Here is a 17,907-nt window from a genome sequence, read left to right on the forward strand (position 1 = left end):
CCGCCGCGACCCTCAACGGCGGGACGCTGAACGGCCTGGTCGGCAGTGAAACCCTGACCGTCGGCGGCCTTACCGGTGTGTTCGACAACCAGAACGTCGGCACCGGCAAAACCGTCAGCATCAGCGGCGTGACCCTGGGCGATGGCACAGGCCTGGCGAGCAACTACGCGGTCAGCAACCCGTCCAGCGTCACGGCGGCGATCACCGCCAAGGCCCTGACTCTCACCGGCGTCAGCGCCAACGGCAAGGTCTACGACGGCAACACCGCCGCGACCCTCAGTGGCGGCACGCTCATTGGTTTGGTTGGCGGCGAAACCCTGGCGGTGACTGGCCTCAGTGGCGCGTTCGCCGACAAAAACGTCGGCACCGGCAAAACCGTCAGCCTCAACGGCGCAAGCCTGGTGGATGGTACGGGCCTGGCGAGCAACTACAGCCTCGGCAACCCCAGCGATACCAGCGCTTCGATTATCGCCAAGGCGCTGACGGTGACCGGCATCGGTGCTGACAACAAGGTCTACGATGCCACCACCGCAGCGGCGTTGAACCTCAGCGGTGTGGGTTTTGCGGGCTTGGTCAGCGGGGATGATGTGTCGCTGCTGTCTGCCAACGGCGCCTTCAGCGACAAAAACGCCGCCAGCGGCAAAACCGTGATCATCGACGCGATCAGCCTGGGTGGCAGCGACATCGGCAACTACCAGTGGAACAACAGCACCACCACCACCGCCGACATCAGCAAGGCCGCGCTCACGGTCACCGTCGGCGATAGCCGCAAGCCCCAGGGCCAGAACAATCCGGCATTTATCGCCACTTACCAGGGCTTGCTGGGTAGCGACAGCGTGGCTGCCGATCTCTCCGGCGACCTGGCCTTCAGCACCCAGGCGACTCCATCGTCCAGTTCCGGGCAATACCGCGTCAGCGCTTCGGGCCAGTCGGCCAGCAACTACGACATTGCTTATACCGATGGCCTGTTGACGGTCGATGCAGCCCTGCGGGCGCCGCTGGGCAGCGTGGTTGAAACGGTGCAACCGTTGCGCAACCTGCCCAAGCCGACGCCAGCCGCCGCAGCCGCCAGGCCGCAACTGCCGTCCGGTCTCTATACCCTCGTTGACCAAGGCCTGCGCCTTCCAGAAGGACTCTGATTCATGCGTCTGCGTTTAAACCCTATCGCGCTTGCCTTGCTCACCACTTTTGCCGGCGCCGCCCACGGCGCCGAACGCGCCCCGGATGCGGGGCAGTCGATCCGTGACATCCAGAACCAGCCGCTGGAGCTGCCGCCCAGGCAGACCCTGGAGCTGAACCTGCCGGAAGCGCCAGACACCACGCCGAAGGTGTCCGGCCCGACCTTGCAGGTCAACGGCTTCACCGTGACCGGCAACACCGCCATCGCCAGCGATGAACTGCTGGCGCTGCTGGCCGACCTGCAAAACCGCGTGGTCAGCCTTGGCGAGTTGCAGGCCGGTGCGGCGCGGATCACCGCACTGTATCGCCAGAAAGGCTACCCGCTGGCCCGTGCCTACCTGCCTGCGCAGGAAATCGACAAGGGCGTGGTCACGATCAACGTGCTCGAAGGCCAATACGGTCAGGTCAAGATCAACAACCAATCGCGCATGCGCGACTTCGCCCTGCGCCAGCCGCTGTCGGCACTGCAACCGGGTGAAGCGGTGCGCGCCGCGCCGTTGGAGCGCAGTTTGCTCCTGCTGCAACAAACACCGGGCGTTACGGTGCACTCCACCTTGCAACCCGGCACCGCCGTCGGCGCCACCGACCTGGTGGTGGACGTCAAGGACGCAGCGCTGCTCTCCGGCCAGGTCGATCTGGACAACTACGGCAACCGCTTCACCGGCGAATACCGCCTGGGCGGTACGCTGAACCTGGCCAACCCGCTGGGCCTGGGCGATCAGGCCAGCGTGCGGGTGATGGGCAGCGACGAAGACCAGCACTACTACCGCGCGGCGTATCAATTGCCGATTGGCCCGTGGTCGACCCAAGTCGGCGTGGCCTATTCGGACATGGATTACCAGTTGGCCAAGGACTTCGACGAGCTCGACGCCAAGGGCAATGCGCGCATCGCCACGGTGTTTGTGCAGCAGCCGCTGATCCGCACCCGTGCGTTCAGCCTGAATGCCCAGGTGCAGTACGACCACAAACACCTGCGCGATGACATCGACCTCTACGAATCGAAAAGCAAGAAGCAGGCACGGGTGATCACCACCAGCCTCGACGGCAACCTGCGCGACAACCTGCTGGGCGGCGGTGTGAGTGCCTTCTCGCTGGCCTGGAGCGAAGGCAGCCTGAATCTCGACGGTCAGTTCGACAAGCTGTACGACGGCCTTACCGCCAAGACCGCCGGGCGTTTCCAGAAGATCAACCCGAGCGTGGTGCGCCTGCAACGCCTGAGCGAACGCTTCAGTCTGTATGGGCAAGTGCAAGGGCAGTGGGCCGATGGCAACCTCGACTCCTCGGAGAAGATCAGCCTGGGCGGCGCGTACGGTGTGCGTGCGTATCCGCAGGGTGAAGCGTCCGGGGATCAGGGTTACGTGGCCAACCTGGAACTGCGTTATGCGCTGACCGAGCAGTGGAACCTGCTGACGTTTGTCGACCATGGTGCCGTGCGCTTGAACAAGGACACCTGGGCCGATGGCGAGAACCATCGCAGCCTGTCCGCGACTGGGGTTGGGGCCAACTGGAGTGCGGGTGGCTGGCGCCTGAACACGGTTGCCGCGTGGCGCGTTGGCAATGCCGACCCGCAAAGCGATGTGGCGCGTACACCGCGGATGTGGGCGCAGGTCAGCAAGGCGTTCTGATGATCGTTCCCACGCTCTGGTGATCGTTCCCACGCTCTGCGTGGGAATGCATCCCTAGACGCTCTGCGTCCGCTCTTGAAGGTGTGACGCAGAGCGTCACCGGCGGCATTCCCACGCAGAGCGTGGGAACGATCAATCATCTGTCCCAGGTGGTCGGGCAGTCCTTGCAGCCTTCCATGTTGGCGTCCTGGAAATTCGCGTAGTGCTGGCGACTGCCACTGAGGGTAGCCTTCTCCAGATTACTTTCCCCAAACTTGGCTTCTTGCAGATTCGCATCGCTGAGGTCCGCCCCTTGCAGGTCGGCCTTGCTCAACCAGGTCATTTCCAGGTCGGCCGCGCGCAGGTTGACCTTGTGCATCTTCGCGCCCGACAGCCGCGCAAATTGCAGGTAGGCGCCGCTGAGGTTGGCGTTTTCAAATTGCGCACCCTGGGCAAACATTCCCCAGCCTTGCACCGCCATCAGCGTGGCGCCGGTAAAGTCGGCGAGGCGCAGGTTGGCTTGTTGCAGACTGGCGCGGGTGAGGTTGGCGCCTTGCAGCTGGGCTTTTTCCAGGTTGGCCAGGTCGAGGTTGGCGTGGCGCAGGTCCGCGTCGCGCAGGTCGGCGCCGGCCAGGTTCATGCCGCTGAGGTTCTGGTTACGCAGGTTGGCGCCTTTGAGGTTGGCACCGGGGCATTGGCTGTGTTCGGCGAGGGTGCAACCGTTGATGATAAGGGGGGCGTCGTCGCCATCGTCGGCGTGGGCGAGGGGCAGGGACAGCAGGAGGAGTAGGGGCAGGTAGTTCATGGCGGGGTCTCGGCCGGGGGGACGCGGAGCGTCCCGGGCTGCGTTCCCACGCGGAGCGTGGGAACGATCAGGTGGAGGTTATTTTTGCGCGGTTTTGTTATCCCAGCTCGGGATCTTGAACACCCAGAATGACCCACCCTGTGCCACCGGCTTGGTCAACTCGGCCATGTCGCCACCCCACAACGGTACCGCGCCGCCATAGCCGACGGTGACGCCGATGTACTGCTCGCCATCCTGTTCCCAGGTGATCGGCGGGGAGACGATGCCGCTGCCGGTCTGGAACTTCCACAGCTCCTTGCCGGTTTTCGCGTCGAAGGCCTTGAAGAAACCATCACCCGTGCCGGTGAACACCAGGTTGCCCTTGGTCGCCAGCACGCCGGCCCACAGGGGCAGGTGTTCCTTGTGCTCCCACACCACCTTGCCGGTGGTCGGGTTCATCGCGCGCAGGGTGCCGACGTGGTCGTCGTACATGCGCTTGATGCGGAAGCCCATGCCCAGGTAGGCCGAGCCTTTCTTGTAGTTGACCTCTTCGGTCCAGTATTCCTCTTTCCACTGGTTGCCAGGGATGTAGAACAGGCCAGTGTCCTGGCTGTAGGCCATGGGGTTCCAGTTCTTGCCACCGAGGAACGGCGGCGACACTTCCACCGGCTTGCCCTTGGTTTCACCCGGCAGCGGCTTGGCCGGACGCTGGCCTGCGTTTTCCACGGGGCGCCCGGTCTTCAGGTCGATATGGCTGGCCCAGGTGATGTTATCCACGAACGGGAAGGCGTTTTGCAGCTTGCCGTTGTTGCGGTCCACCACATAGAAGAAGCCGTTGCGGTCGGCGTGGCCGGTGGCCTTGGTGACCTTGCCGTCCTTGTCCTTGTAGTCGAACAGCACCAGTTCGTTGTTGCCGGAGAAGTCCCAGGCATCGTTCGGCGTGTGCTGGTAGAACCACTTCACTTCGCCGGTGCTTGGGTCGACGCCGACCTGGCCCGAGGTGTAGAGGCTGTCGAAGTCGTGGGGGTTGCCGTCTTTGGAGGTGCGCGCCCAGGTGTTCCACGGGCCGGGGTTGCCGGCGCCGACGATGATGGTGTTGGTTTCGGCATCGAAGCTTGCGCTCTGCCACGGGGCGCCTCCGCCGTGGCTCCAGGCCTCGACCTTGCCGGTTTCGGTGGTCGGATCATCCGGCCACGACGGCGCCTTGACGTCGCCGGTGGGGGTGCTGTCCTTGCCGTTGAGGCGGCCCATGTGGCCTTCGACGAAGGGGCGCATCCACACTTCTTCGCCGGTGTCCGGGTCGCGGGCATACAGCTGGCCGACCACGCCGAATTCATCGCCGGAGCTGCCGTGGATCAGCAGGACTTTGCCGGTAACCTTGTCTTTGATCAGCACCGGTGCGCCGGTCATGGTGTAGCCGGCGGCGTGGTCGCCGAACTTCTTGTTCCACACCACTTTGCCGGTGTTTTTGTCGAGGGCGATCAGGCGCGCATCGAGGGTGCCGAAGTAGATCTTGTCGCCGAAGATCGCCGCGCCACGGTTGACCACGTCACAGCACGGGCGAATGTTGTCGGGCAGGCGGTGGTTGTAGGTCCACAGGCGTTTGCCGGTTTTCGCGTCGAGGGCGAACACGCGGGAATACGAGCCGGTGACGTAGACCACGCCGTCGCTGACGATGGCCTGGGATTCCTGGCCGCGTTGTTTCTCGTCGCCAAAGGAATACGACCAGGCGGGCGTGAGCTTGAACACGTTCTTGTCATTGACCTGGGCCAGCGGGCTCCAGCGCTGGGCGTTGGTGCCCATGCCGTATTGCAGCACGTCCTTGGTGGTCAGGTGGTCGTTGGCGATGTCTTCCCAGGTGACGTTGCGCGTCTGTTTGGCAGGCTCGGCGGCGGCGAAGCTCGCCGCACTGAAGGACAGGCTGCCCACCAGCAAAAAGGCTTGCACGGCAAGGCTTAGAGGGGAGCGGGAGGGGAGCGATCTTATTGTCATGGTTTGCAGTTCCCAGTGGAGGTTTTGGCCTGCACAGGGTGGTGCGCCGGGGCGGTGGCTGGATACGGAAAAATTCCCGCTGTTGCCGGGAAGACTTCCCGAACCGCCGCTGATTTGGGTGTGCCCCACAAGCCCTACTACCAAGGGACTAGAGCGCGGCCACCAAAGCAGCATACGGTGCAGGACGGCGGGTTCCTAAGATGGTTGCCATAGCCTCTGCAATGGGGTTTGCGTGCAATCTGAGAGGACAACAATAATGACAACAAAACGCAACGCCTTGCTCGTGGCCGGCCTGCTGGTGGGTGTGATCAATGTGGGCGCCGTGTGGGCCCATGGCAACGTAGTGCCGCAAGCGGTGGAAACCAAAGGCCTGACGCCGATCAAGGATGCGGGCGTGCCGCTCGATGGCGACGGTTGGGCGGCGAATAACCCGTATCGCAAGTCCCCTGAGCACGACAAGGCTGTCGAAATCGGTTCCTCCGCCTACAACCAGAACTGCGCGGCGTGCCACGGGCTGGAAGCCAAGTCCGGGGGTATCGCGCCGGACCTGCGCATGCTTGACGAAGGCGACGCGGGTGATGAGTGGTTTGTCGAACGCGTGCGCCACGGCGCCGTGCGCGACGGCCGCGTGTACATGCCGAAAATGGCCGACTACCTGAGCCAGGAAGCCCTGTGGGCGGTGCGCACCTACCTGGATTCCGTGCGCGTCGAGGAGTAAGCCATGCGCCTGATCAGCCTGGTGTTGAGCCTGGCCTTGCTGTGCTGCCAGGCGGCACAGGCGCAGGTGCGCAGCTATGACCAGATGATCGCCGCCGGCGAGTTGAAAGTGGCGGTGTACAAGGATTTCGCGCCCTACAGCTTCGACGACGGCGGCACCCCGCGCGGCGTCGACGTGGAACTCGCCCAGGCCCTGGCCAAGGCCTTGGGCGTGCAGCTGAGCCTGATCTGGGCGCCGGCCGGCGAGAAACTCGACGACGACCTGCGCGACTACATCTGGCGCGGCAGCCAGTTGCACAACCAGCAACTGGCCGACCTGATGATGCGCGCGCCCTACGACCATGAGTACACGCAAAAGCGCAACGACCAGGGCGAGCTGGAAAACGGCCATGTGGTGATGTTCGGGCCGTACCAGAACGAACAATGGCAGGTCGCCTACGACCGCCGCCGCCTGGACAGCGTGGCCAGCGTGGCGGTGTTCCAGGAACACCCGATTGGCGTGGAGGTGGACAGCGTGCCTTCGTTCTATCTCACCTCGGTGTTCAACGGCATGCTGGCAAGCAAGACCCGCCACTATGCCAACGTGCCCCAGGCCTTTGCGGCGATGAAAGCCGGGGAGGTCGACGCGGTGATGGCGATGCGTGGCGAGATTGACTGGCAGGTGCATGAAGCCCGCGACCCACAACTGGCCCTGGCGGAAAACGCTTACCCGAACATGGGCCGACAACGTTGGGAGATCGGCATGGCGGTGCATGAAAGCAACCGGCAACTGGCGTATGCCGTGGAAGAGGCGCTGGAAGGCCTGATCCGCGACGGCAGCCTGCAAGCCATCTACAGCCATTACGGCCTGCGCTACGAAGTGCCCGAGATGTACCAATGAACCGGCGCCTGATCTGCCTGCTGGCGTGCCTGTTGCCATGGGCGGCGCAAGCCACCGAGGTGGACCCGGTGCCGTCGGTGATGTGGGCGTTCTATCACAAGCAATTCCTCGACAACGCGCCGTTTGTGTTCGACGAGCGGGTCAAGCTGCTGGCGCCGCCGTTCGCCGAGGATGCGCGCCAGGTGCCGCTGGAGATTGATGCACGGGCGTTCAAGGGCAAAGTCGTGCGCATCTTCGCCTGGGCCGAACTGAACCCGCTGCCGAAGATCGTCGACTTCCAGCCCAAGGCCGGGGTGTTGCCTTGGCTTTCGCTGCGCATTCGCATCGAGCAGGCCACGCCGTTGCGTGCCGCCGTGCTCACCGATGACGGCGTGTGGCATGTCGGCTCGACGTTGATTGACGCGGCTGGCGGTGGCTGCACCGCGCCAAGCGTGGTGCGCACCCAGCCGGGTTGGGAAGAGCATATCGGCGAGGTGCTCGGCGGCCGCTATCCGCGTGGCGAGTACAGCCGCGTGCGCGTGCAGGTGGCGCACCCGATGGACAACGGCATGGTCAGTGGCATCCCCGAGTTCTTCCTCAACCACGCGCAATTGCTCGGCGACAACGGCCAGGTCATGGCCGAGCTGGAGCTGTTCCCGGCCGTTAGCGAAAACCCCAACCTGGCGTTCGATATCGAAGGCGCCGGGCAGACGCGCCTGGTCCTGCGTGACAACAGCGGCAACGAGTTCGACGCGGCCATCCCCTGACCAAAAGGAGCGCCGTATGCGCTGGATACTGTTGTTCTGCCTGGGCCTCTGCCTGCCCGTCCTGGCCGACATGGACTACGCCCTCAAACCCCGGCAGATCGCCGAAGGCACCTGGCTGCTGGAAGGCAGCACCGACAATTTCGCCAAGGCCAACGGCGGCAATATCGTCAATGTGGCGTTTATCGTCACCGAGGCGGGCGTGGTGGTGATCGACACCGGGCCGTCCAGACGTTACGGCGAAGCCCTGCGCCAGGCCATCGCCAGCGTTACCGCGAAACCGGTAATCCAGGTGTTGCTTACCCATCATCACCCCGACCATGCCTTGGGCAACCAGGCGTTCAAGGATGTGCCCATCGGCGCCCTGGCCGACACCACCAAGCTGCTGCACGAACAGGGCGATAGCATGGCGGAAAACCTCTACCGCATGGTCGGCGACTGGATGCGCGGCACCGAAGTGGTGTTGCCCAGCGAAGTGCTGGAACCCGGCGTGCGCACGTTCGGTAATCACGATTTGCGCCTGCTGGCGTTGACCGGCCACACCGGCGCCGACCTGGCGATTCTCGACCAGAGCACCGGCGTGCTGTTCGCCGGCGACCTGGTGTTTTACCAGCGCGCCCTGACCACCCCCAATAGCCCGGGCCTCGCCGCGTGGCTGGCCGACATCACCACCCTGCAAGGCCTGCCCTGGACCCTGGTGGTGCCCGGCCACGGCCCGACCGCCACGGATGCGCAGCCCTTCGAACAGATGCGCGACTACCTGACCTGGCTCGATCAACTGCTGCGCGACGGCGCCGCCAACGGCAGCGACATGACCGAGATGATCCGCAGCCCCATCCCCGAGCGCTTTGCCGCGATCAGCCTGAGCCGCTACGAACTGATCCGCAGCGTCAGCCACCTGTACCCGCGCTACGAGCGCGAGCAGATGCACCCGCTACTAAGGAACTAGCAAACTCGATACTGCGGTCAATTGTGACAAGGGCCCCTGCGCCCAAGAATCTGCACCAGACCGGGAAAATTTCCCGGGTATAACAAAAAACCGCAGAGGTAGCCGTCATGACCCAACCCGCACGCCGCCAACCCTTCGCCTTGAGTGTGTTGCTCGGTGCCATCCTGTTGTCCGGCCAGGCCCTGGCCGCTGTCACCGACCAGGACATTCTCCAGGACCCGAAAAACCCCGAGCAGATCGTCACCAACGGCCTCGGTGTGCAGGGCCAGCGCTACAGCCCGCTGGACACGCTGAACGTCGACAACGTCAAGGAACTGCGCCCGGTCTGGGCGTTTTCCTTTGGTGGCGAGAAACAGCGCGGCCAGCAGGCGCAGCCGATGGTCAAGGACGGGGTGATGTACCTCACCGGTTCCTATTCGCGGGTGTTTGCGGTGGATGCGCGCACCGGCAAGAAACTCTGGCAATACGACGCGCGCCTGCCCGATGACATCCGCCCGTGCTGTGACGTGATCAACCGTGGCGTGGCGCTGTACGGCGACCTGGTGTTCTTCGGCACCCTCGACGCCAAGCTGGTGGCCCTGAACAAGGACACCGGCAAAGTGGTGTGGAGCAAGAAAGTCGCCGACCACAAGGAAGGCTACTCCATCAGCGCCGCGCCCCTGGTGATCAATGGCAAGCTGATCACCGGCGTGGCCGGTGGCGAGTTCGGCGTGGTCGGCAAGATCGAAGCCTATGACCCGAAAAACGGCGACTTGCTGTGGAGCCGCCCGACCGTCGAAGGCCATATGGGCTATGTGTACAAGGACGGCAAGGCGGTGGAGAACGGCATCTCAGGCGGCGAGGCGGGCAAGACCTGGCCCGGCGACCTGTGGAAGACCGGCGGCGCCGCGCCGTGGCTGGGCGGCTACTACGACCCGGAAACCAACCTGCTGCTGTTCGGCACCGGCAACCCGGCGCCGTGGAACTCGCACCTGCGCCCGGGCGACAACCTCTATTCGTCCTCGCGCCTGGCGCTGAACCCGGACGACGGCACCATCAAATGGCACTTCCAAAGCACGCCCCACGATGGCTGGGACTTTGACGGTGTGAACGAGCTGATCTCGTTCAACTACAGCGAAGGCGGCAAGGAAATCAAAGCCGCCGCCACCGCCGACCGCAACGGTTTCTTCTACGTGCTGGACCGCACCAACGGCAAGTTCATCCGCGGCTTCCCGTTCGTGGACAAGATCACCTGGGCCACCGGCCTGGATAAGAACGGTCGGCCGATCTACAACGAAGCCAGCCGTCCTGGCGCGCCGGGCAGTGAAACCAAAGGCACTTCGGTGTTTGTCGCACCGGCGTTCCTCGGCGCGAAAAACTGGATGCCGATGGCCTACAACCGCGACACCGGGCTGTTCTACGTGCCGTCCAACGAGTGGGGCATGGACATCTGGAACGAAGGCATCGCCTACAAGAAAGGCGCGGCGTTCCTCGGTGCGGGCTTCACCATCAAGCCGTTGAACGAGGACTACATCGGCGTGCTGCGCGCCATCGACCCGAAGACCGGCAAGGAAGTATGGCGCCACAAGAACTTCGCGCCGCTGTGGGGCGGGGTGCTGACCACCAAGGGCAACCTGGTGTTCACCGGTACGCCGGAAGGTTTCCTGCAAGCGTTCAACGCCAAGACCGGCGAGAAAGTCTGGGAGTTCCAGACCGGCTCCGGCGTACTCGGCTCGCCTGTGACCTGGGACATGGACGGCGAGCAGTACGTCTCGGTGGTGTCCGGCTGGGGCGGCGCGGTGCCGCTGTGGGGCGGTGAAGTGGCCAAGCGCGTCAAGGACTTCAACCAGGGCGGCATGCTCTGGACCTTCAAGTTGCCCAAGGAACTGGTGGCCAAGCACTAGTTCTACGACCAAATGACCATAGCCCCCCTGCCAACGGCGCATTCGCCCGGCAGCGGGGGCTCTTTACTATCGGCTCATCGCCTGTTGACCGACAGGCCCGGACCCCGACAGAGGCCTCACCATGATCTACGCACAACCCGGCACCCCTGGCGCCATCGTCAGTTTCAAGGCGCGCTACGGCAACTACATTGGCGGTGAATTTGTCGCACCGATCGATGGCAACTACTTCACCAACACCTCGCCGGTCACCGGCGAAGTCATCGCCGAGTTCCCGCGCTCCAGCGCCGCCGACATCGAAAAAGCCCTCGACGCCGCCCACGCCGCCGCCGATGCCTGGGGCAAGACCAGCGCCCAGGACCGCTCCCTGGTGCTGCTGAAAATCGCCGACCGCATCGAACAAAACCTGGAAGTGCTGGCCGTCGCCGAAACCTGGGACAACGGCAAGGCCGTGCGCGAAACCCTCAACGCCGACGTGCCCTTGGCCGCTGACCACTTCCGCTACTTCGCCGGCTGCATCCGCGCCCAGGAAGGCGGCGCCGCCGAGATCAACGAACTGACTGCGGCCTATCACTTCCATGAGCCGCTGGGCGTGGTCGGGCAGATCATCCCGTGGAACTTCCCGCTGCTGATGGCCGCGTGGAAACTCGCACCGGCGCTGGCCGCCGGTAACTGCATCGTGCTCAAGCCGGCCGAGCAGACGCCGCTGTCGATCATGGTGTTTGCCGAGCTGATCAATGACCTGCTGCCACCGGGCGTGCTGAACATCGTGCAAGGCTTTGGCCGTGAAGCGGGGGAGGCGCTGGCCACCAGCAAGCGCATCGCCAAGATCGCCTTCACCGGTTCTACCCCGGTGGGCGCGCACATCATGCATGCGGCGGCCGAGAACATCATTCCGTCCACCGTGGAACTGGGCGGCAAGTCGCCAAACATCTTCTTCGAAGACATCATGCAGGCCGAGCCGGCGTTCATCGAAAAGGCTGCCGAAGGTTTGGTATTGGCGTTCTTCAACCAGGGCGAAGTGTGCACCTGCCCGTCGCGGGCGCTGGTGCAGGAATCGATCTACGACGCGTTCATGGCCGAGGTGATGAAGAAGATCGTCAAGATCAAACGCGGCAACCCGCTGGACACGGAAACCATGGTTGGTGCGCAGGCGTCCGAGCAGCAGTTCGACAAGATTCTCTCGTACTTGAAAATCGCCCAGGAAGAAGGTGCGGTGTTGCTCACTGGCGGCGCGGCTGAGCGTTTGGAGGGTGATTTGTCCAGCGGCTATTACATCCAGCCGACGTTGCTCAAGGGGCACAACAAGATGCGTGTGTTCCAGGAGGAAATCTTTGGGCCGGTGGTGGGGGTGACTACGTTCAAGGATGAAGCTGAGGCGCTGGCGATTGCCAACGACAGTGAGTTTGGTCTGGGTGCTGGGTTGTGGACCCGTGATATCAACCGGGCGTATCGCATGGGGCGGGCGATCAAGGCGGGTCGGGTTTGGACCAACTGCTATCACTTGTATCCGGCGCATGCGGCGTTTGGGGGGTATAAGAAGTCGGGGGTGGGGCGTGAGAATCACAAGATGATGTTGGATCATTATCAGCAGACCAAGAATTTGTTGGTGAGTTATGACGTTAATCCGTTGGGGTTCTTTTAGTCGCTTTGTGTACATATCCGTTATTTAGGTAACGGCCACCTATGGTTCCGCTCTTACAGCGGGTCACTTTGGAAAAGCCGGAGTGCCGGCCCAGCCCAAAGTAACCAAAGGGCTCTTGCCCCAACACTCGGCACCTCGCCTAGGCTCGGTGTGCCCGAACGCAGGCTTGAATCCGTGGGCCGCCGCAATGGGCCATCCATGGCCCAGTGCGGCTAACCCGGCGTCCTGCGGGGTTGCCCACGGATTCAAGCCTGCGTTCGGCCAGCGTGTTTGACGGGGCAAGTAAGATCAAAAGCAAGAGCGCGGCGGCCTGAAAACCGACCGGTTTTTGTCCAGTCGTTCACCCTTCAACTGTGGGAACTGGAACCTGTGGGAGCTGGCTTGCCTGCGATGCAGACACCTCGGTACATCAGGCACACCCAGTTGATGCCATCGCAGGCAAGCCAGCTCCCACAGGAGAACGCGCACGCTTCATCGATCAGGTCGGCTGTCAGGCCGCCTCGCTCTGCTTTTGATTTTGATCTTGGGCGCCCCGTTAAACACGCTGGCCGGAATTCGACATGGATTTGGGGGGTAAACCGGCAGGGATGCCGGTTTAGCCGCCCCGCGCCATGGATGGCGCGTGGCGGCGGCCCCCCAAATCCATGTCGGATTACGGGCATGCCGAGCCTAGGCGAGGCACCGAGTGTTGGGGCAAGAGCCCTTTGGTTACTTTGGGGCTCTTTTCCAAAGTGACCCGCCGTAAGGGCGGAACCAATAGTCGCCGTTACCCAAATAATGGATATGTACACAGAAAGACCGCCATCGCAGGCAAGCCAGCTCCCACATGTATACCCGGTGTACATCCGCGACTAATGCAGTGCGCCAACTCCTTCGAAAGTAGCATTCGCCCCCTCGGCCCCCCATGCATTAATGACCCAACCGGAATCTCCCGGCACAACAAGAGGAACGCCCCATGTGGAAAAAACCCGCGTTTACCGACCTGCGTATCGGCTTTGAAGTGACCATGTACTTCGCCAGCCGTTGATCTACCGCCGGCCAGCCCCGTGCTGGCCGGTGCTGCGTGGAAGATGACTCTTTGGTCTGATTGCAATCGCCCAAGGATCAGTTAGTGTGGAGCGCATTCTTCCAAAATAATAAGAACAGGCTTTCCAATGAGCCCAAACCTGAGCCTCCTGCGTAAATTCGTCTCTCCTGAAATCATCTTTGGCGCCGGCTGCCGGCACAACGTCGGCAACTACGCGAAGACCTTCGGCGCGCGCAAGGTGCTGGTGGTCAGCGACCCCGGGGTGATCGCCGCCGGTTGGGTCGCCGATGTGGAAGCCAGCCTGCAAGCCATCGGCATCGACTACTGCCTGTACAGCGCTGTATCACCCAACCCCCGGGTTGAGGAAGTGATGACCGGCGCCGAGGTGTACCGTGAAAACCACTGTGACGTGATCGTCGCCATCGGCGGTGGCAGCCCGATGGACTGCGGCAAGGCCATCGGCATTGTGGTCGCCCACGGGCGCAGCATCCTCGAATTCGAAGGCGTGGACACCATTCGCGTGCCCAGCCCGCCGCTGATCCTGATCCCCACCACGGCCGGGACTTCGGCGGATGTCTCGCAATTCGTGATCATTTCCAACCAGCAGGAACGCATGAAGTTCTCCATCGTCAGCAAGGCGGTGGTGCCGGATGTGTCGCTGATCGACCCGGAAACCACGGCGAGCATGGACCCGTTCCTGTCCGCCTGTACTGGCATCGACGCGCTGGTGCATGCCATCGAGGCGTTTGTCTCCACCGGCCACGGCCCGCTGACCGATCCCCATGCGCTGGAAGCGATGCGCCTGATTAACGGCAACCTGGTGCAGATGATCGCCAACCCCACGGACATTGCCCTGCGCGAGAAGATCATGCTCGGCAGCATGCAGGCGGGCCTGGCGTTTTCCAACGCGATTCTCGGTGCGGTGCATGCGATGTCCCACAGCCTCGGCGGCTTCCTCGACTTGCCCCACGGGCTGTGCAACGCGGTGTTGGTGGAGCATGTGGTGGCGTTCAACTACAGCTCGGCGCCGGAGCGTTTCCAGGTGATTGCCGAGACCTTTGGCATCGACTGTCGTGGCCTCAATCACCGACAGATCTGTGGGCGTTTGGTAGAGCATCTGATCGCGTTGAAGCATGCGATTGGCTTCCATGAAACCCTTGGCCTGCACGGGGTGCGCGTGGCGGATATTCCGTTCCTGTCCGAGCATGCGATGGACGACCCGTGCATCCTCACCAACCCGCGCGCGTCGAGCCAGCGTGACGTCGAGGTCGTCTATGGCGAAGCACTCTGACGACCCGCAACGCGCGCTATCGGCGCTGTTGGGGCTGGGTGACCAGTCGGCGCGCAAGAGCCACTACCCGGAGCTGACCGCACGGTTGGACGAGCTGGAGGCCGAGCGCAAGCGTTATATCCGCCTCAACGACGAACTGGAGCAACGTGTCGCCGCGCGCACCGACGAACTGCTGGAGGCCAACCACAACCTGCAACAGCAGATCGCCCAGCGTGAGCAGATCGAACAGGACCTGCGCGACGCCCGTGACGCCGCCCAGGCCGCCAACCGCAGCAAGGACAAATACCTCGCCGCTGCCAGCCACGACCTGCTGCAACCGCTGAACGCCGCGCGCCTGTTGATCGCCACCTTGCGTGAACGCCAACTGCCCAGCGTCGAACAGGTGCTGGTGGAGCGCACGCATCAGGCGCTGGAAGGCGCCGAGGACTTGCTCACCGATTTGCTGGATATCTCGCGGCTCGACCAAGCGGCGGTCAAACCGGATGTGGCCTTGTATCGCCTGGATGAAGTGTTTGCGCCGCTGGTCTCGGAATTCCAATCGGTGGCCCAGGCGGCCAGCCTGAATTTGCGCGTACACACCGGGTATTACGCAGTGCGCACGGACCTGCGCCTGTTGACGCGCATCCTGCGCAACTTTCTCAGCAATGCCTGCCGCTACACCGATGAGGGCTGCATCCTGCTGGGTGCGCGGCGTCGCGGTGATTGCCTGCGTCTGGAAGTGTGGGACACCGGGCGCGGGATTGCGGCGGATCGGCTGGAGGCGATCTTCCTCGAATTCAACCAGCTCGACGTTGGCCGCGCGGCGGATCGCAAGGGCGTGGGGCTGGGCCTGGCGATTGTCGAGCGGATCGCCGAGATCCTCGGTTATCCGATTGCCGTGCGCTCCTGGCCGGGGCGTGGTTCGATGTTCAGCATCGAAGTGCCGCTAAGCGCCGAGATGCCCGAGGCAATCAGCCAACTGCCGGCGCAACCGAGCACCGGCAACCCGCTGCCGGGCCGGCGTTTGCTGGTGATCGACAACGAAGTCAGCATCCTCGAAAGCATGAGCGCGCTGCTCGAACAGTGGGGCTGCGAAGTGCTCACCGCCACCGACCAGGCGGGCGCGCTGGCGGCGTTGCAGGGCAGGGCGCCGGAGCTGATCCTCGCCGACTATCACCTCGACCACGGGGTGGTGGGTTGTGAGGTGGTCAAGCATCTGCGTGAGCACTTCGCCTGCAAAATACCGGCTGTGATCATCACTGCCGACCGTACTGACCAATGCCGCCGTGCCTTGCGTCGGCTGGAAGCGCCGTTGCTGAACAAACCGGTCAAGCCTGGGAAGTTGCGGGCAGTTCTGAGCCAACTTCTCGGCTGAATACGCAGATCTTGCTGTGTAAACCCAATCCCTGTGGGAGCTGGCTTGCCTGCGATGGCGGTGTATCAGTCACCCTTTCATTGACTGAACCGCCGCCATCGCGGGCAAGCCCGCTCCCACAGTTGGATGTGTGTCAGGTTCAGAATGGGAGCGATTGATACCCGTCAACACGGAGTGCGGCAATTTGCGCCATGCTTGCCGCCTGATTCAAAGGCTGACGGAGCCCACCATGAACGCCCCCGCAACAACCGCCCCATCCTTCAAACTCCCCCTAGGCCTGGTCGTCGCCGTACTGGTGATGGCCGGAGTGCTGCTGTTGCCGCTGCCCGCCGATTTGCCGGTGGCGGGGCATCGCATGCTGGCGATCCTCGCGTTTGCCGTGGTGGTGTGGATCACCGAGGCGGTGTCCTATGAAGCCAGTGCGATCATGATCACCTCGCTGATGGCGTTCCTGCTGGGCACCGCGCCGTCGCTGCAAGACCCCACGCATCTGATTGGCACCAGCCCGGCCATCAGCATGGCGTTGACCGGGTTTTCCAACCCGGCGCTGGCGCTGGTGGCGGGGGCGCTGTTTATCGCAGCGGCCATGACCCATACCGGCCTGGACCGGCGCATTGCGCTGGTGACGTTGAGCCGGGTCGGCACCAGCACCCGGCGCATCCTGTTGGGGGCGATTGCCGTGACCATCCTGCTCAGCCTTGTCGTGCCCAGCGCCACGGCGCGCAGTGCCTGTGTGGTGCCGATCATGATGGGCGTGATCGCGGCGTTTGGCGTCGACAAGCGTTCGAACATCGCCGCCGGCATCATGATCGTGGTGGCCCAGGGCACCAGCATCTGGAACGTCGGCATCCAGACCGCCGCCGCGCAGAACCTGCTCACCGTCGGCTTTATGGACAAGATGCTCGGCCAGCGCGTGTCGTGGATCGACTGGTTGATCGCGGGCGCGCCATGGGCGTTGATCATGTCGGCGGTGTTGCTGTTTCTGGTGCTCAAGCTGCTGCCGCCGGAGACCGATAGCATTCCCGGTGGTAAGGAGGCCGTGGCCCAGTCGCTGGTGGACATTGGCCCCATGACCGGGCCACAGAAGCGCCTGTTGGGCGTGTCGGTATTGTTGCTGCTGGCCTGGGCCACGGAAGGGCGCCTGCACAACTTCGACACCACCTCGACCACCTACGCCGGGTTGGTGTTCCTGCTGTTGCCGGGGCTTGGCGTGATGACCTGGAAGGATGTGCAGTCGCGTATTCCGTGGGGCACGGTGATTGTGTTTGGCGTGGGTATCAGCCTCGGCACGGCGCTTCTCACTACCCAGGCCGGGCAGTGGTTGGGCGCTACGGTGGTGGCGCACACCGGGTTGGATCAGGTGGGGCCGTTGGGGGTGTTTGCGATCCTGGGGGCGTTCTTGATTCTGATCCACTTGGGGTTTGCCAGTGCTACGGCGTTGACCTCGGCGTTGCTACCGATCCTGATTGCGGTGTTGCAGACCTTGCCGGGGGATTTCAGTCGGTTGGGCATGACGATGCTGCTGGGGTTTGTGATGAGCTATGGGTTTATCCTGCCGATCAATGCGCCGCAGAATATGGTGTGTTTGGGGACTGGGACGTTTACGGCGCGGCAGTTTGCCAAGGTGGGGATTTTGGTGACGCTGATTGGGTATGGGTTGATGTTGGTGTTTGCCGCGACTTATTGGAGTTGGTTGGGGTGGATTTGAGATCGCTGGTGTACATATCCGTTTCTTCGGTAACGGCGGCTTATGGTTCCGCTCTTACAGCGGGTCACTTTGGAAAAGCCTGTACGGACCGGACACATGGTTGACGGGTGTGCGGGGACATGGTGGACACTTTTCGGCGAGCCAACTTCGCCGG

The 17,907-nt window shown here is 63.2% G+C and carries 14 protein-coding genes; 12 read left to right on the forward strand and 2 right to left on the reverse strand.

All coding sequences use genetic code 11. The annotated features are described in order from the left end of the window. The coding region (locus J1G37_RS28530; RefSeq protein ID WP_242551787.1) for a YDG domain-containing protein at positions 1-1,139 on the forward strand (1,139 nt) is incomplete at its 5' end. Positions 1,140-1,142: 3 nt separating this feature from the next. Beyond that, positions 1,143-2,804: a ShlB/FhaC/HecB family hemolysin secretion/activation protein gene (locus J1G37_RS28535; RefSeq protein ID WP_207047109.1), complete on the forward strand. Its 1,662-nt coding sequence runs from the start codon at positions 1,143-1,145 to the stop codon at positions 2,802-2,804. 136 nt (positions 2,805-2,940) lie between these two features. On the opposite strand, the gene J1G37_RS28540 is transcribed toward J1G37_RS28535, so the two are convergent. Further along, complete coding sequence (locus J1G37_RS28540; protein ID WP_207047111.1) at positions 2,941-3,588, reverse strand: pentapeptide repeat-containing protein; 648 nt, start codon at positions 3,586-3,588, stop codon at positions 2,941-2,943. Positions 3,589-3,666: 78 nt separating this feature from the next. Beyond that, on the reverse strand, positions 3,667-5,559 hold the full coding sequence (gene exaA, locus J1G37_RS28545) for a quinoprotein ethanol dehydrogenase (protein ID WP_207047113.1): 1,893 nt from the start codon (positions 5,557-5,559) through the stop codon (positions 3,667-3,669). A gap of 256 nt (positions 5,560-5,815) precedes the next feature. On the opposite strand from exaA, the gene pedF reads away from it, so the two are divergent. The 10 genes from pedF to J1G37_RS28595 all read left to right on the forward strand — a co-directional run bounded on the left by pedF (position 5,816) and on the right by J1G37_RS28595 (position 17,753). Continuing rightward, entirely contained in the window at positions 5,816-6,277 is a 462-nt protein-coding gene (pedF, locus tag J1G37_RS28550) for a cytochrome c-550 PedF (RefSeq protein ID WP_017735450.1), read from the forward strand. A gap of 3 nt (positions 6,278-6,280) precedes the next feature. After that, on the forward strand, positions 6,281-7,156 hold the full coding sequence (locus J1G37_RS28555; RefSeq protein ID WP_207047115.1) for a transporter substrate-binding domain-containing protein: 876 nt from the start codon (positions 6,281-6,283) through the stop codon (positions 7,154-7,156). After that, the gene (locus J1G37_RS28560; RefSeq protein ID WP_207047118.1) at positions 7,153-7,902 is read left to right on the forward strand and encodes a quinoprotein dehydrogenase-associated SoxYZ-like carrier; all 750 of its coding nucleotides are present in this window, start codon (positions 7,153-7,155) and stop codon (positions 7,900-7,902) included. The genes J1G37_RS28555 and J1G37_RS28560 overlap by 4 nt, the downstream gene beginning before the upstream one ends. Before the next feature lie 16 nt (positions 7,903-7,918). Further along, on the forward strand, positions 7,919-8,848 hold the full coding sequence (locus J1G37_RS28565; protein ID WP_207047120.1) for a quinoprotein relay system zinc metallohydrolase 1: 930 nt from the start codon (positions 7,919-7,921) through the stop codon (positions 8,846-8,848). 107 nt (positions 8,849-8,955) lie between these two features. Continuing rightward, entirely contained in the window at positions 8,956-10,731 is a 1,776-nt protein-coding gene (locus J1G37_RS28570) for a PQQ-dependent methanol/ethanol family dehydrogenase (RefSeq protein WP_207047122.1), read from the forward strand. Positions 10,732-10,852: 121 nt separating this feature from the next. Next, the gene (locus J1G37_RS28575; RefSeq protein WP_124529024.1) at positions 10,853-12,373 is read left to right on the forward strand and encodes an aldehyde dehydrogenase family protein; all 1,521 of its coding nucleotides are present in this window, start codon (positions 10,853-10,855) and stop codon (positions 12,371-12,373) included. Positions 12,374-13,328: 955 nt separating this feature from the next. Beyond that, positions 13,329-13,400, forward strand: a complete 72-nt coding sequence (gene pqqA, locus J1G37_RS28580; RefSeq protein ID WP_020289857.1) for a pyrroloquinoline quinone precursor peptide PqqA — start codon at positions 13,329-13,331, stop codon at positions 13,398-13,400. A 127-nt stretch (positions 13,401-13,527) separates the two neighbouring features. Further along, a complete protein-coding gene (gene ercA, locus J1G37_RS28585) occupies positions 13,528-14,691 on the forward strand; it encodes an alcohol dehydrogenase-like regulatory protein ErcA (protein ID WP_124528356.1) in 1,164 nt (387 codons plus the stop codon). Continuing rightward, the gene (locus J1G37_RS28590; protein WP_207047124.1) at positions 14,675-16,045 is read left to right on the forward strand and encodes a hybrid sensor histidine kinase/response regulator; all 1,371 of its coding nucleotides are present in this window, start codon (positions 14,675-14,677) and stop codon (positions 16,043-16,045) included. Before ercA ends, J1G37_RS28590 begins: the two co-directional genes overlap by 17 nt. A gap of 229 nt (positions 16,046-16,274) precedes the next feature. After that, a complete protein-coding gene (locus J1G37_RS28595) occupies positions 16,275-17,753 on the forward strand; it encodes a DASS family sodium-coupled anion symporter (RefSeq protein ID WP_207047126.1) in 1,479 nt (492 codons plus the stop codon). Positions 17,754-17,907: the final 154 nt, after the last annotated feature.

This window comes from Pseudomonas sp. Marseille-Q1929 (genome assembly GCF_017316265.1).
Classification (GTDB): domain Bacteria; phylum Pseudomonadota; class Gammaproteobacteria; order Pseudomonadales; family Pseudomonadaceae; genus Aquipseudomonas.

Bases quoted from the DNA above. Each gene is read 5' to 3' on its own strand.
- J1G37_RS28555 (WP_207047115.1), top strand. From the start codon at position 6,281: ATGCGCCTGATCAGCCTGGTGTTGAGCCTGGCCTTGCTGTGCTGCCAG.
- J1G37_RS28540 (WP_207047111.1), bottom strand. From the start codon at position 3,588: ATGAACTACCTGCCCCTACTCCTCCTGCTGTCCCTGCCCCTCGCCCAC.
- J1G37_RS28575 (WP_124529024.1), top strand. From the start codon at position 10,853: ATGATCTACGCACAACCCGGCACCCCTGGCGCCATCGTCAGTTTCAAG.
- J1G37_RS28590 (WP_207047124.1), top strand. From the start codon at position 14,675: ATGGCGAAGCACTCTGACGACCCGCAACGCGCGCTATCGGCGCTGTTG.
- ercA (WP_124528356.1), top strand. From the start codon at position 13,528: ATGAGCCCAAACCTGAGCCTCCTGCGTAAATTCGTCTCTCCTGAAATC.
- exaA (WP_207047113.1), bottom strand. From the start codon at position 5,559: ATGACAATAAGATCGCTCCCCTCCCGCTCCCCTCTAAGCCTTGCCGTG.
- J1G37_RS28570 (WP_207047122.1), top strand. From the start codon at position 8,956: ATGACCCAACCCGCACGCCGCCAACCCTTCGCCTTGAGTGTGTTGCTC.
- J1G37_RS28565 (WP_207047120.1), top strand. From the start codon at position 7,919: ATGCGCTGGATACTGTTGTTCTGCCTGGGCCTCTGCCTGCCCGTCCTG.
- J1G37_RS28560 (WP_207047118.1), top strand. From the start codon at position 7,153: ATGAACCGGCGCCTGATCTGCCTGCTGGCGTGCCTGTTGCCATGGGCG.
- J1G37_RS28535 (WP_207047109.1), top strand. From the start codon at position 1,143: ATGCGTCTGCGTTTAAACCCTATCGCGCTTGCCTTGCTCACCACTTTT.
- pedF (WP_017735450.1), top strand. From the start codon at position 5,816: ATGACAACAAAACGCAACGCCTTGCTCGTGGCCGGCCTGCTGGTGGGT.
- J1G37_RS28595 (WP_207047126.1), top strand. From the start codon at position 16,275: ATGAACGCCCCCGCAACAACCGCCCCATCCTTCAAACTCCCCCTAGGC.